A 14,552-nucleotide genomic window follows, 5' to 3' on the forward strand; every position below is an offset into this window, starting at 1 on the left:
CAGATTGTGAACGGTTTCTTCTGGTAAAGACATTCATACATGAACACTTTCACACTACTTACTTGGAGGATTCAGCATGAAAAAATGGTTATTCATCCTGATGGCTGCACTTTTAACTTTAGTGGGCTGTAGCGAAAAAGAGACTAAAAAGGATGCTAAGGGATTAACGAAAGTATCAGTCGTTCTTGATTGGACACCGAACACAAATCATACAGGCTTATATGTAGCGGAAAAACTTGGCTACTTTAAGGAACAGGGCCTAGATGTTGATATTTTATTACCTGGCGAAACGGGAGCCGATCAGCTTGTGGCGTCTGGCAAGGCTCAGTTTGGCGTAAGTTATCAGGAAGGGATCACACAGGCACGTGTGCAAGATGTACCTTTAGTATCGATCGCAGCGATTATTCAACATAATACTTCTGGCTTCGCATCCATTGCATCAAAAGGCATTACGTCACCTAAGGATTTTGAAGGTAAAACATACGGTGGCTGGGGTGCACCACTTGAAAAGGCAGTACTGCAATCACTAATGCAAACAAAAAAGGCAGATATTAATAAGTTAGATATTGTCAATGCAGGTGATTTAGATTTCTTCACAATGATGAAAAAAGATATTGATTTTGCCTGGATTTATTATGCGTGGACAGGTATTGAAGCCGAACTGCGTGGCGAAAAACTAAACATGCTATATTTAACAGATTATAGTGATCAGTTAGATTATTACACACCTGTACTTGCTACAAATGAAAAAATGATTAAGGATGATCCCGAGACGGTAAAAGCATTTGTCGCTGCCGCAGCAAAGGGCTATGAATATGCGATCAGCCACCCAAATGAAGCGGCTGATATTTTACTAGAAGCGGTACCTGATTTAGATAAGAACCTTGTCCATAAAAGTCAGGAATGGCTAGCAGATAAGTATCAAGACGACGCTGCACAATGGGGCGAGCAAAAGCTAGCTATCTGGGAAAATTACGCGAAATGGATGGCAAGCAACAAAGTTTTAGAGGGCGAATTTAACGCAAAACAAGCATTTACAAACGACTTTTTACCGAAAAAGGAGACGAAGTAGTATGGCAAACTCATTAATAAGTGTACAAATTATCCCGAAAACTGAAAAATATGAGGATGTGATTCCATTTGTCGATGCAGCGATTGCGGTTTTAGACGCATCAGGGGTGAAATATGAAGTTCATCCGTTAGAAACGACAATGGAGGGTGAGCTATCGACTTTGCTACAAATCATTGAAAAAATGAATGACAAGATGATTGAGCTTGGCGCTATCAATGTCATTACGCAAGTGAAAATTTTATATCAGCCATCAGGTATTACAATGGATACGCTAACGGAGAAATACCAGTGATGAAGCAAGCTGTTAAACAAGGAAGGACGATAATTTTTATCGCCTTCCTCTTATTCATGTGGGAACTTATTGTCCGTTTTGCAGATGTACCACATTGGCTATTGCCTACACCAAGTGCCATTTTGAAAGAAGGCTTTCAATCGTATAAGACGTTTGTGCCACATGCTTTAGCGACTGTTCAGTTAGCACTCCTAGGCCTTACCATCGGAATATTGTGTGGGCTAACGGTTGCCGTGCTATTACATCGTTTTACGTTTGTGCGAGAGCTATTTTATCCTATTCTCATTATGTCACAAAATGTCCCTGTGCTCGTCCTAGCACCGCTCTTAATCATTTGGTTTGGCTTTGGTTTATTGCCAAAGCTCATTATTATTTGTTTGGTGTGCTTTTTCCCGATTGTTATTTCGGCAATGGATGGCTTTCGTCAAACCACACCTGAGCTGAAGCATTATTTTGAAATGATTGGGGCAACGAAAGCACAAACCTTTTGGAAGCTTGAATGGCCCTATGCGTACCCGTCGATTTTTTCAGGCATTAAGATTGCGGCAACGTATAGCGTTATGGGAGCTGTCATTGCGGAATGGTTAGGTGCGAAAATGGGGATTGGAGTCTATATGACATTGGCACAATCTTCATTTCGAACGGATCGCGTGTTTGTAGCGATTTTTGCTATCGTATTTTTAAGTTTACTATTATTTAGTGCTATACAATTGTTAGAAAAACTTGTTGTGAAGGGGAGAGGACTCCATGCTAAGCATTCAAAACATTGATAAATCCATTGATGCTCTTCCGGTTATTCGCAATTTATCTTTTGAGGTGAAGGACGGGGAATTTGTGGCGATTATCGGTCCGTCGGGCAGTGGGAAAAGTACACTCTTTCAATTAATTGGTGGTGTTACCTCTATTGATAAGGGAGCTATTTTATTAAACGATACAGATATCCAGCAAAAAAGAGGAACGATTGGCTATATGCCTCAGCAGCCCTGCTTACTACCATGGCGTACGATATTGGAGAACGTCGCGATTGTCGAAGAGCTTCATCGAAAACCAAATGTTGAGCTTGCAAAGGAATGGCTAGAAAAAGTAGGGCTCGCATCATTTGAACATGCGTATCCTAATTAGCTGTCGGGCGGTATGCAACAGCGGGTATCATTTATTCGCGCAATTGTCAGTAATAAGCCCATTTTATGCTTAGATGAGCCGTTTTCTGCCCTTGATGAGTTTACAAGGCTTGAAATGCAGGCATGGCTTTTATCGATATGGGAGAAAGATCGAAAATCTATATTGTTCGTTACACATAGTATCGAGGAAGCTCTCTTTTTAGCTGATCGAATCATCGTGCTTTCGAAACGGCCAGCGACGATTAAAAAGGAAATGATTGTACCTTTTGCAAGGCCACGACAAGAAGAAATTCGCCATTCCTCTACATTTACGGCACTGAAGCAACAGCTATTCACGTATTTAAAAGAAGAAAAGGATGAGGCGAATGTTGATTGACGCACATATTCATTTAGATCAGTATAAGGAACACGACATACCAACTTTGCTAGAAGAAGCTGAAAAAGTCATTGCTGTTAGCATGAATCTTTCATCATGTGAAAAGACGTTGAAGCTGTCGAAAGCCTTTGCAAAAGTAAAGGCAGCATTTGGTTTTCATCCAGAACAACCGTTACTTAGTAATGCAGAGGAAGACGCGTTATTCGATTGGATACGTCAACATGCTCATGAAATGGTAGCAATTGGCGAGGTAGGATTGCCTTATTATTTGAGAAAGGAGAAGGCGATTGATGATCGTCCGTATGTGGCATTGTTAGAACGGTTTATCGTATTGGCGAAGGAATTAAATAAACCAATTGTGTTACATGCTGTTTATGAGGATGCGGCGATTGTTTGTGATTTACTAGAAAAACATCAAGTCACGAATGCGCATTTTCATTGGTTTAAAGGTGATGAAGAAGTGATTGAACGGATGATCTCTAATGGGTATTTTATTTCTGTCACACCTGATTGTACGTATGAGGCAGAAATTCAACAGCTTATTAAAAAATATCCAATTGAACTGATGATGGTAGAAACAGATGGGCCTTGGCCGTTTGAAGGTCCTTTTAACAACAAACAAACATCTCCTTGGATGATGGATCATTCCATAGAGGTTATCGCTTCGATAAAGGGGCTTACAACACAGGAAGCGGCACGTATCATCACAAGAAATACGACAAAATTTTATAATTTATAGCAAAAAACACAGCTGTTTTTTTAGAGGGCACTGAAAAAGTCTATATCTTCTCACATTGCGAGGTATTCAACGATTAAATCGTTGAATACCTCGCTTTTTTCATTTGGCACTGTGACTCTACTGTTGTTTTCCGAAGCATTCCGCTCGCTTTCCGCGGGCGAGCGTCGAGCGATGCTTCTCCAAACAACGCAATGTATCACACTATTATTTTAGTCACGCTTTCCTTTATAAAAAAGAATTAATGTGCAGGTGGTGCCCCCCGATGATTTCAAATCAAGAAACCCTTAATGTAAGTCCATATATGGCGATCTACGATATTGTTGTGCCAAAAGATAATATACTTCGCCAAATCAATGAACTTGTTGATTTTTCATTCATTTTGAAGAGTTAAAAACAAAATATTGTTTAGACAATGGACGTAATGCCATTCCTCCAATTCGTATGTTTAAGACTTATTATTAAAAGTCGGATACACATGCCGAACAAGAGGCATTTCAAAATACGGAAGCATTTAAGCAATTAGCCGCAAATCGCTACAAAGTAGAAGCGAAGAATAGTGAATTTAAAGACGACTCGGGTACGATACGGCATCGACTGCGAGTCTATTTGGCATGGGAATTCAAGGTGCTACAACGATATTCGCTGTCAATTTGAAACGGATATTAAAGCTACTAAACGAAGATGAATTAGGAATAGAGACAGAAATAAGGCACTTCCTGTTCAAAATTGAACAAGAAGTGCCTTATTTTTATCTGAAAAAGGTTCGCTTTTATGAAAACGTAAGTTTTTCAGTGCCCTCGTTTTTTTTTAGAGTGGCTGTATTTTTTTAAAAGTGCCAGAATCGCTGATCCACTTTTAAGCGAAAGTTTAAAAAGGAAATTTTTTATTAACTCAACTTTATCAGAGCAAAATAGGAGGGCAGGCCCTGATATAGCTTTGCAAACCTTTAAACCAAGCCCCACTCCTCACTTAGAAAGAGATTGTGCCAAAGCTAGCTTATGCAAATACAAATACCCCAAAAACGAAAAAATGTACAACTTCATGTGAAATTGTACATTTTCTCGTCTTTGGGCGTTATAAAATTTTTAAGTTGATGGATGTGGGGCAATACGCCAATCTAGGGAATGGGATTAATCCTGTATAACCCCTACGACCTTTCCAATTGTAATAAAGGTGAAACACCATAATAAAGCACCAATCGCAGCAAACGTAATATATGTTTTTAATTTCATTTTGCCGATTCCCGCAAAGTAACAGGTTACGTGTCTGAAACCAGGAATGAAGTATCCGAAAACAAGTGAGAACGGCCCGTATTTCTTCATCCACCTTTCCACTTTCATCATTCTCTTTTCTTTCAGTCCTATCCATTTTCCATATTTGGCTATTAAAGGACGACCAGCTTTTCTTCCGATTAGATAACTGATTATCATCCCTATAAGCGCTCCTGCAAAACTAACGAAAATAGCAAGTTCATAATTCAGGACATGAATATTTGTAAAATAACCGACAATTGTCATTAGGACTTCATCGGGTATCGGCAATCCAACGATTCCAAGAATCAACATTAAAAAAATTGCTATATACCCATAAGATGTGATTAATTCTTGAATTGTTCCCATCTTTTCACCTCTGAATTTTCAACCGTAAGTCTTTTAAAATGTGGAAACTTTATTTTGCTCACCATCAAATAAGAAAGCACACATGTGCTTAAAGCTAATACGTTTGAGTTATTCATGAAACTTAATAAAACAAGACATATTCCTGCGAATGGAATCGGCATTCCAATAAATGTCGGAGACTTGCTTTGATGAACATTAAATCTGGAAAGGCGAATCGCTCCACAAGTGCCATATGCCAACGTACACAAAATCCCAATAAACGGAATACTATTCAACGCTACATTGTAAGCGAGCATAGCCGGAGCCACACCAAACGTAATCAAATCAGCAAAAGAATCAAGTTCCTTCCCAATATCCGAAACGGCATTTAGCTTACGTGCGACCATACCGTCGAAAAAGTCGAGAAACATACCAACAAAAATGAAGAACGCTGCTGAATAGAAATCTTGAATAAACAAAGAGCGAATGGCAAGAAGTCCGCAAATAAAGTTTCCAATTGTAATCATACAGGGTATATATTTCACAGTATAATAAACCTCCAATTCATTCAAATCAACACAATGGATAAAAAAACAGTCTTACAGCACACCTGAAAAAATAGAGGTTTTATTCGGTAAATGTTTTTGTAGCGAAAGTAAAACGTAAGCTACAGAATAATCCCACTCTGAAGGTGGTGAGATAAAGGCGAAATTGATTTCACGACTCCTCCACAAACTGCTAATTATATTGTGAATAGTATTTAAGTAAACAAAAATACTAGGTAAAACTTTTCGAGTGAGGAAATTGTCTAGGTCCACAAAGAGAGCTTCTTTGAATGACCACAGGAACAATTTTGATTGTTCCGAAGGCTTCCTTGACTTTCCTAATTATTCCACTAAGTTTTCTATCAATTGTTTTTCTTTCCATACAAATGTAATACCGAGGCCAATAACCATAATAACAGCAGAGAAAAGGTAGGGATAGTGGACGTTTACGTCAAATAGCATAGTTACTCAGGAATCCCACTGACATTAGTCAGCTTGTCCCTTTAGGGGTGGGAGTCTCAATCCATAGCTTCTTTTGTTAGTATTTTTAACATTTTTTCAAATTGTACTATTTCCTCTGTAGTACATCTTTTTTTCAAATTTGTAATTATATTATTAATATAATTATCATTAAGAGAGTAATACTCCATAAATTTATCTGTTACTTGGAGGTAATATACACGTTTATCTCTTTCATCATTGAATTTTGTAAGATACCCTTTTTTAATTAATTTGTTGATTCTATAAGTTGCATTCGGCTGTGATATATTAAAAAACTCTGCAAGCTCGCTATAGGTAGGTTTTTTTAAGAAATATACAACTTCAAGACATGCCATTTCTACAGCACTTATATTTTCAATCTCTATTGCTTGGCCGTGAGCTGTCTTTTTATAAAAATTCATAGTAAGTTTCATATACAAATCTTCAAAGAGTTCATTCAACACATTTTTTCTCCTTTCCACAATAAACTTAAAACATTTTAATTAAAATATTTTAAGTTTATGTTAAATTAAATAACCTTCATTGTCAAATGTTATAAAAAAACTAATTAAATGCTGTAAAAAGGTTGATTGAAGAAGATAGGACTTGAATTTGAATTTATAGTCATTGATGAAATCCATTCTTTTATTAATACAGAAAGAGGGGTTCAATTATGTCCGCTTCTTTCCGGAATAGTAGACTATTCAGAGGAATGCACTAGAATCGTTGGGTTATCCGCTACCATTGATAGTTTTGACTTGGTAAAGAAATGGGTGAATTACACCGTAAACTTGACCATGTAGAAATAATAATGCATTTCCAAACAGGGAAGGAACGGAAATAAACAGTGGAATATAACACTTTTAATTAGATTGGGTATTAAAATCAAGTAGTTTAAAAGGGTTGGTATAACTGTGTTGGAAAATATATCGCTAAGAAATTGGCAAAAGTAAACTAAAATCAAAAAAGCAATTTCATATTAAAATTCTAGAACTAAAACGGGCGCGATCGTTGAATAATACTTCCATAATTGTACTGCCATCCAAAACAAGACGGAGGTAAGATTATGGAAGTAAAGATAGAATTTTAAAGGTATCAATAAGAGAGGCTGAACGAAAAGGCTTCCGATTTACGATGGGGGAGCTAGCAAAACAGCTTGGTATGAGTACTAAAACATTGTATGGATATTATCCCTCAAAGGAAGAGCTTCTAAATGAAATGATTGATCTTGCAATTGATGAACTGAAAATGAAAGAGGAAGAAATACTGCATGATTCAACTTTAAATCGTATAGAAAAACTACAGAAATGTCTTGTACTCATTCCAGCTGATTTTCAATTTGCTCAGCTCCAATATTTAGCGGAGCTTCAAAAATATTATCCAAATCAGTGGGAAACACTCGATCAATTTATTCATGAACAATGGACAGGCATCTTTTCGTTATTAGATGAAGGGATTGTCGCAAATCAAATACGTCCCTTTAATAAGGAGATATTTATAGAAATCTATGTTGAAGGGCTTTATCAATTGATGGAACATGCATCAAAAAACAGAAATATGAGTTCGCTTCAGGATACAATGCAGGAAATGGTGGACATTCTTATGCTTGGGATTCTTAAAGATATCGTTCATAAAGAAAATTAAATGGGGGCTGTAGATGAGTAAAACTTTAAGATACCTATTTTTAGTTACAGATTTCTTTTTTATACTCTATTGGCTTGTCACTTTTTTTCATTTGATTCCAAAAGAGTATTTATATCAGGATTATCAAAATGAATTATTAGTTATATGGAATTGGTCGTTCTTCCCGCTAGATTTCAAGCAAAACACAACCACTAATCATCCTCGGTGTGGTTGTGTTTTCTGTGTTTTGTAAAATTTTGTTCAAGGTTTTCTTTTTTAGTTTTCGTTACACGTTCATGTGTACTGAAAGGGGAGAACTGACGATTTTTTTCAACGTCTTTCCCTTTCGTACGCTTGATATGCGAGCGCTTCTTTTTTGCTTTTGATTGTGTCATTGTCATTCCTCCTCGTTATTCTAAATATATCATAACGTGGGATTGATTTCCGTTCCATCTGTGCGCTTTTTTGTTGCTGTCGCTACGCTTTCGCACAGAGCAAAGCTTCCTGGGGGCGTCTGATGAGCCGCTTGGGCAAAAAGCTAAGAAAAAGTAAAACCTCGTAAGTATTATTAACTTACGAGGTCTTTGTTATATTATTAGTGAGATACGTCCTGTACAGAAATACCTGTGTTTGCTTTAACTTCCACTTCACGATATTTCTTAGCATCTGATTCCTTAGAAAGCAATGTTCCGATGAAACCTCCAAGGAAGCCAAGTGGTACAGAGATTATAGCTGGGTTTGTTAACATAATTAACGGATCACCAACGAAAATTGCTTTTCCTTCAACTGGATTCCATAGGTTTGGTGAAACTGCAACTAAAGCTAAAGCAGAGATTAAACCTGTTAACATTGCCGTAATAGCACCTGCTGTATTAAAGCGTTTCCAGTAGATTGTATAAATGATTACAGGTAAGTTAGCTGAACCTGCAATACAGAATGCAAGTGATACTAAGAACGCTACGTTTAATGTTTGTGCACCAAGTGCTAAAAGGATTGAAATTATAGCGATTGTAATAGAACCTATACGAGCTGCAAGTACTTGCTCTTTCTCTGTAACTTTACCCTTTTTAATGATTTGACCGTAAATATCATGTGATAGGGCAGAAGCGCCAGAAAGTACAAGACCAGCTACTACCGCTAAGATTGTTGCGAAAGCTACCGCACATACGAATGAGAATAGAATGTCCCCACCAAGTGCTTCTGCAAGAAGTGGAGCAGCCATGTTACCAGCAGCGTTTGCAGCAATAATATCTTCTTTACCAACGAATTTAGCTGCACCGAAGCCTAAGAAGATTGTAAGAATGTAGAAAATACCAACAATCCAAGTAGCCCAAATTACAGAAGAACGAGCAGTTTTCGCATCTTTTACTGTAAAGAAGCGCATTAGGATATGTGGAAGACCAGCTGTACCTAAAACTAAAGCGATTAACATTGAAATAGTATCAATACCATTTTGATATTTAAGACCTGGGTTCAAATAAGCTGCACCGCTATCAGTTGCAGTTTCCATTTCTTTGAACATCGTTGCAATACTAAAGCCGAATTCTTTTAATACTAAGAATGAAATAATAACTGTACCTAACATTAAAAGACAAGCTTTAATAATTTGTACCCAAGATGTTGCAGTCATACCACCGAAAAGTACATAAGTCGTCATCATGAAGCCTACGATTAAAACGGCAACCCAATAGTCGATTCCTAAAAGTAATTGAATAAGTGCTCCTGCACCAACTAGTTGTGCAATCATGTAGAATAATACAATTGTAATAGTGCTTAAAGCTGCTGTACCACGAACTTTAGAGCTATCAAAACGCGCTGTGATCATGTCAGCTAATGTAAATTTACCAAGATTACGTAATGGCTCAGCTACGATATATAAAACCACTAAGTAAGCTACTAAATAACCGATAGAGAAGAAGAATCCATCAAATCCAAATAATGCAACTGCTCCGGCGATCCCTAAGAAAGATGCTGCTGATAAGTAGTCACCAGCGATGGCTAGTCCATTTTGCCAGCCTGTTAACCCACCGCCTGCAGTATAGAAATCACTTGCAGAAGAAGTTCGTTTTGATGCCCACCATGTAATAACTAATGTTAAACCAACAATGGCTACGAAGAAGAATATGGCTGTAAAACTCATTCCGTTATTCATCGGCGGCCACCTCCGTTCTCGTACTCAGCGATAATCGCCTTTGCCTCTTTATCAAAGCTATTTGCTTTTGCTACATATAAGTGACATAAGCACCAAGTCATGATGAATAGCCCTGCTGAATATACCCACACCCAAGTAATTTCCCCAAATGCCTTTTGGTGTAGTACTTTCGTGTACGAAGTAAGAATTGGTAGCAACATGTATGCTGCTAAAAAGAACACAGTCATTGACCAAAGAAATGATTTCTTTCTTCGCACAAGTGCTTTAAACGATTCTTGATTTGCAATTGCATCATAGTCAATCACGATGCTCTTATTGCCTTGATTGTTCCCCATTAACATTCCCCATTTTGTGTTTATTTTTACTGCTTAAAGACTTAATTTTGCTAGTTTAGTGAATTCACATCTTCATTTTATGAGACAGTTCACAAAATTGCAATACTTTTCAGAAAAAATTATGAAAAAATAGTTTTTGTAAAAATAGTCTTTAAAGAGAATATAAACGACAAATTCAAGAAATATAAGCGTTTTGGAAAATTCTGATAAATAAACGAAGTTAGGTCAATTCTTGATTTCCGAGCGAGAAATATGGTTGAAATGTCCAGAGTGAAATGAATTTTTATAAAAAAATAAACACTATTTACTCAGTGAAAATCGGTTTTTTTTGAAAGAGAATAGTATTGTTCGATAAGTAAATTGGTAAATACTTTAAATAAAAAGTTAAAAAACCCGATGAAAAATCGAGTTTTTTAACTTGATATTTTTATTATGATAGATAGGACGTTTGAAATATCCTTTTACAATTATTGGATTGCAGAAAGCGATCAATGAGAGATATCAGAAACGGATACTCCTGTGTTTGCTTTCACGCGAATTTCCTTATAAATACGGTCTGCTTCTTCCTGTGGAACTTTGCTAGAAGATAGAACAGTGCCTAAATAACCTGCGATAAAGCCAAGCGGAATTGTAATGACCGCTGGAACTGCTAACGGTACGATAGGGTTGCCAACAAAGATTGCCGCACCTTCAACAGGACTCCAAACATTTGGCCCCATGGCACCTAAAACTAAACATGATACTAAACCAGTTAACATCGCTGTTATAGCACCTGTTGAATTGAATTTTTTCCAATAAATTGTGTAAAGAATAACTGGTAAGTTTGCTGAAGCGCCGATACAAAATGCAAAGGATACTAAGAACGATACATTCAAGTTTTGCGCAAATAGTGCAAGGATGATGGATACAATAGCAATAGAAATCGATCCAGTACGAGCAGCTACAACTTGTTGCTTTTCTGTTAATTTACCACCTTTAATGATTTCTCCATAAATATCATGGGAAATCGCAGAAGCTCCTGTTAAAACTAAGCCCGATACAACAGCTAGAATGGTTGCGAATGCTACTGCACCGATAAATGCCATTAACACATCTCCGCCCAAGTAATTAGCAAGAAGTGGGGCTGCCGTGTTACCAGCTTTACTTTCAGCAAGAATTTTATCGATCCCTACAAAATTTAATGCTCCGAAGCCTAAGAAAATAGTTAATGAGAAGAAAATAGCTGTAATCCAAGTCGTCCATGAAATAGAAGAACGAGCAGTTTTGGCATCTTTAACTGTGAAAAAGCGCATTAAAATATGAGGTAACCCAGATGTACCTAAAACAAGAGCCATCATCATTGAAACCGAATCAATTGAACTTGTATATTTCATCCCTGGTACAAGGAATTTCTCGCCATGATCAGTGGCGATTGTATCAAACATTTTCATAAGAGAGAAGTCGAATTTAATTAATACTAATGTAGCTAATACGCCTGTCCCGAATAAAAGAAGGCTAGCTTTAATAATTTGCACCCAAGAAGTAGCTGTCATTCCACCGAATAATACATAAGTAGTCATCATAACACCTACAATTAACACTGCAACCCAATACTCAATACCAAATAATAATTTAATAAGGGCACCTGCACCTACTAATTGTGCAATCATATAAAGTATGACGATGATAATTGTTCCTGACGCAGCAACCCCGCGAATACGTTTTTCATTAAAACGGGCAGTAAGCATATCTGCTAGAGTATAACGACCTAAGTTACGCATAGGCTCAGCAATTACATAAAGAAGAACTAAGTTAGCTACTACATAGCCGACAGAGAAGAAGAAGCCATCAAAACCAGTTAATGCAATCGCACCGGACACTCCAAGAAATGCTGCGGCAGATAAGTAGTCACCAGCGATTGCAAAGCCATTTTGCCAACCTTTAAGACCACCGCCAGCTGTATAAAAATCAGCCGCAGAAGACGTACGCTTCGCTGCGATATATGTTACAACAAGTGTCAAACCAACGATTGCTAAAAAGAAACCAACGGATACTAAGTTCATTTATTTTCCACCTTTCGCCTGATACTCAGCTAGTACTGCTGCTGCAGCTTTATCGAATGAAGCAGCTTTTTTCACATATACTGTACAAAGAACGATTGTCATAATGAATAATCCTGCTGAATATACCCAAACACCCGTAATATTTCCGAAGAATTTTTGTTGTAGTACAGGTTGGAAAGCAAGGATTGGTAACAAAATATATAGTGTTAAAAATACTGCTGTTATCGAGAAAAGGAAGGTATTTTTCTTTTTCACGAAGTTATTGAACGATTCCATAGCTTCAATTGCACTATAGTCAACTGAATCTATATTTTTGTCCCCAGAAATGTTTGCCATTATTATTCCCCCTAAAGTGATATATTTCTGTTTTAAACGACATATTTCTTTATGGCTCGTCGTTATATTCACTTATTTTATGGGGAAGATTCTTATAATGCAATACTAAATTTTGAGTTTTTATAATTTTTAATTACTTTCAGAATGTGGAAATAACATAGAAATAATAAGGATTTAATAGAAATAATCCGTATGAAAGAGAATGATATTTTCTACAAGAATAATATTCCTTTAATAGTTTAATGATGATAATTTCGAATGTAGGAGAAAATTTGAACGTGAAAGAGAATTTTTGAGAATTTAATATTGTGTCATTATATGGTGGATTTGCCTGAAAAGCAAAAACACTTTGTTATATAACAATGATATGTTGCCTTGGGAAATAACCGAAATAGTAAAAAACAGCTTTAAAAAATTTTTAAAAAAGTGTGAATTGTCTAGAAAATACAGGATATTAATATACCAAAATCGTACAATATACATTGAATGGACATAAAAAAATGAAAGGATAAGCTCATATCTTGTATTCAGTAACTATAATTTATACAATAAACAACGATGGTAAATTGAAGGGAAGTGAGCAAATAAATGAAAAAGAACAGTGTCATGCTCGTGTTGATACTAACATTAAGTAGCATTCTAACTGCTTGTGGAAGTTATAAATTTGAACCTGAAATGAATATAGAAGTACAGGATTTTTCGGTTACAAATCAAAAAAATGAAAAGGTTAGCCTTAATGATATTAAAGGCAAGCCGTCGTTAGTGATGTTCATCTTTACTAATTGTAATTCCATTTGTCCACCAATGACGTATAACATGACAGAGGTTCAAAAGGCACTTCAGGATAAGGGCGTGGAAAACTATCAAATTGTAGCTTTTAGTGTTGATCCTCAAGTTGATAAGCCAGAAGTTTTAACGAATTATTTAAAAACGTATTCAGTGCCCGATGATAGTAAATGGCAACTATTAACTGGCTACGATCAAAAGTTTATTGAACAGTTTGCAATGAAATCGTTTAATTCAGTAGTAAAGAATGATCCTAATTCTGACCAAGTTATACATATGGGAAGGTATTACTTAGTTAATGCCGATGGAATTGTTGTGAAGGATTATAACGCTACAACAGATGTACCAGTTGAGACGATTGCGGCAGATATGAAGGCGTTAGCTAAATAGTAAAGAATATCACAGAGGTTGGAATGTTTTATTAAGTGTCGAGATATAAGCTGAAACTATTTTTAAATGGTGTATTCTTATATATGGTCACACATTATATGTATAGAAATTAAAAGGATAGAAGAGCTTGAAGAAATTCGCTCTATCTATCCTCTTTTTGTACCATAAATGCCCCTATCTACTACATCAACTAATTAATACGTTTGCAATTTAAAGAAAGGGGTGAACGTTCTTTTCCTGCCTTGATATACGCCTATACGTCATTGTATCCCAGGACATTTAATCAGTGTTTCGAAGCAAAATCTGTATTGTAGTAAGAGTAGAAAGAGCTTAAATCAATACATATCCCTCTATGTACATACCCTTCATTGTTGTTTTAACAATATACCAAAAGCACCAAAAGATGATGGATAGCAGCTGCTCTTCGACTAAAATACAAAGAAAACTATAGTATTCATAACTAATAATCGATGGTAAGCCTCTAATCTTCATAACTCATCATTCAACTTTTATTAGAGAATAATTATATTATGTCTACTAAAATCAAAACCAAAGATACTGAAGCATTTTTTCTTGACGACACATATAGTTTTACCGATAGCATGAATTAGGCTATCGAACCTTATACAATATCCAATTTTCAATGAACGAGCATGTTTTAAAGA

General features: G+C 36.4%; 15 protein-coding genes and 2 pseudogenes. 9 read left to right on the forward strand and 8 right to left on the reverse strand.

Annotated elements, in window-relative coordinates; all coding sequences use genetic code 11:
* The first annotated feature begins 76 nt into the window (after positions 1–76).
* From AC1DCY_RS04490 to AC1DCY_RS04515, 6 genes and pseudogenes are all read left to right on the forward strand, one after another.
* Positions 77–1,072, forward strand: a complete 996-nt coding sequence (locus AC1DCY_RS04490; RefSeq protein ID WP_477347825.1) for an ABC transporter substrate-binding protein — start codon at positions 77–79, stop codon at positions 1,070–1,072.
* A 1-nt stretch (position 1,073) separates the two neighbouring features.
* Positions 1,074–1,364, forward strand: coding sequence for a thiamine-binding protein (locus tag AC1DCY_RS04495; RefSeq protein ID WP_477347827.1), 291 nt, complete (start codon positions 1,074–1,076; stop codon positions 1,362–1,364).
* Positions 1,364–2,134 (forward strand): ABC transporter permease, encoded by a 771-nt coding sequence (locus AC1DCY_RS04500; RefSeq protein WP_477347935.1) that lies wholly within the window; start codon positions 1,364–1,366, stop codon positions 2,132–2,134. The genes AC1DCY_RS04495 and AC1DCY_RS04500 overlap by 1 nt, the downstream gene beginning before the upstream one ends.
* Positions 2,112–2,861: pseudogene (locus AC1DCY_RS04505) on the forward strand (ABC transporter ATP-binding protein). Before AC1DCY_RS04500 ends, AC1DCY_RS04505 begins: the two are co-directional and overlap by 23 nt.
* The gene (locus AC1DCY_RS04510) at positions 2,851–3,600 is read left to right on the forward strand and encodes a TatD family hydrolase (RefSeq protein WP_477347829.1); all 750 of its coding nucleotides are present in this window, start codon (positions 2,851–2,853) and stop codon (positions 3,598–3,600) included. The pseudogene AC1DCY_RS04505 and the gene AC1DCY_RS04510 overlap by 11 nt, the downstream one beginning before the upstream one ends.
* Before the next feature lie 262 nt (positions 3,601–3,862).
* Positions 3,863–4,050: pseudogene (locus AC1DCY_RS04515) on the forward strand (transposase); the annotation flags it as partial.
* Positions 4,051–4,730: 680 nt separating this feature from the next.
* On the opposite strand, the gene AC1DCY_RS04520 reads toward AC1DCY_RS04515, so the two are convergent.
* The 3 genes from AC1DCY_RS04520 to AC1DCY_RS04530 all read right to left on the reverse strand — a co-directional run bounded on the left by AC1DCY_RS04520 (position 4,731) and on the right by AC1DCY_RS04530 (position 6,687).
* Positions 4,731–5,219, reverse strand: a complete 489-nt coding sequence (locus AC1DCY_RS04520; protein WP_477347831.1) for a DedA family protein — start codon at positions 5,217–5,219, stop codon at positions 4,731–4,733.
* Positions 5,198–5,743, reverse strand: coding sequence for a CDP-diacylglycerol--serine O-phosphatidyltransferase (gene pssA, locus AC1DCY_RS04525; protein WP_477347833.1), 546 nt, complete (start codon positions 5,741–5,743; stop codon positions 5,198–5,200). Before pssA ends, AC1DCY_RS04520 begins: the two co-directional genes overlap by 22 nt.
* A gap of 518 nt (positions 5,744–6,261) precedes the next feature.
* Positions 6,262–6,687, reverse strand: coding sequence for a MarR family transcriptional regulator (locus AC1DCY_RS04530; protein WP_477347835.1), 426 nt, complete (start codon positions 6,685–6,687; stop codon positions 6,262–6,264).
* 619 nt (positions 6,688–7,306) lie between these two features.
* On the opposite strand from AC1DCY_RS04530, the gene AC1DCY_RS04535 reads away from it, so the two are divergent.
* Together AC1DCY_RS04535 and AC1DCY_RS04540 are read left to right on the forward strand one after the other, a co-directional pair.
* Positions 7,307–7,867, forward strand: a complete 561-nt coding sequence (locus AC1DCY_RS04535) for a TetR/AcrR family transcriptional regulator (RefSeq protein ID WP_477347937.1) — start codon at positions 7,307–7,309, stop codon at positions 7,865–7,867.
* Positions 7,868–7,880: 13 nt separating this feature from the next.
* A complete protein-coding gene (locus tag AC1DCY_RS04540; RefSeq protein WP_477347836.1) occupies positions 7,881–8,099 on the forward strand; it encodes a DUF5360 family protein in 219 nt (72 codons plus the stop codon).
* On the opposite strand, the gene AC1DCY_RS04545 is transcribed toward AC1DCY_RS04540, so the two are convergent.
* From AC1DCY_RS04545 to AC1DCY_RS04565, 5 genes are all read right to left on the reverse strand, one after another.
* On the reverse strand, positions 8,059–8,241 hold the full coding sequence (locus tag AC1DCY_RS04545; RefSeq protein ID WP_134023135.1) for a hypothetical protein: 183 nt from the start codon (positions 8,239–8,241) through the stop codon (positions 8,059–8,061). The genes AC1DCY_RS04540 and AC1DCY_RS04545 overlap by 41 nt on opposite strands.
* Positions 8,242–8,441: 200 nt before the next feature.
* A complete protein-coding gene (locus AC1DCY_RS04550; protein ID WP_477347939.1) occupies positions 8,442–9,986 on the reverse strand; it encodes a solute symporter family protein in 1,545 nt (514 codons plus the stop codon).
* Between the two features lie 8 nt (positions 9,987–9,994).
* Positions 9,995–10,333 carry a DUF485 domain-containing protein gene (locus AC1DCY_RS04555; RefSeq protein WP_460011704.1) on the reverse strand — a complete coding sequence of 113 codons (339 nt, stop codon included), beginning with the start codon at positions 10,331–10,333 and terminating at the stop codon, positions 9,995–9,997.
* 488 nt (positions 10,334–10,821) lie between these two features.
* The gene (locus AC1DCY_RS04560; RefSeq protein ID WP_477347838.1) at positions 10,822–12,375 is read right to left on the reverse strand and encodes a solute symporter family protein; all 1,554 of its coding nucleotides are present in this window, start codon (positions 12,373–12,375) and stop codon (positions 10,822–10,824) included.
* Positions 12,376–12,711 carry a DUF485 domain-containing protein gene (locus tag AC1DCY_RS04565; protein ID WP_477347840.1) on the reverse strand — a complete coding sequence of 112 codons (336 nt, stop codon included), beginning with the start codon at positions 12,709–12,711 and terminating at the stop codon, positions 12,376–12,378.
* 588 nt (positions 12,712–13,299) lie between these two features.
* Here AC1DCY_RS04565 and AC1DCY_RS04570 point away from each other — a divergent pair.
* Positions 13,300–13,887, forward strand: a complete 588-nt coding sequence (locus AC1DCY_RS04570) for an SCO family protein (RefSeq protein ID WP_477347843.1) — start codon at positions 13,300–13,302, stop codon at positions 13,885–13,887.
* Positions 13,888–14,552: the final 665 nt, after the last annotated feature.

The sequence above is a fragment of the Lysinibacillus sp. 10T31 genome (assembly GCF_056394365.1).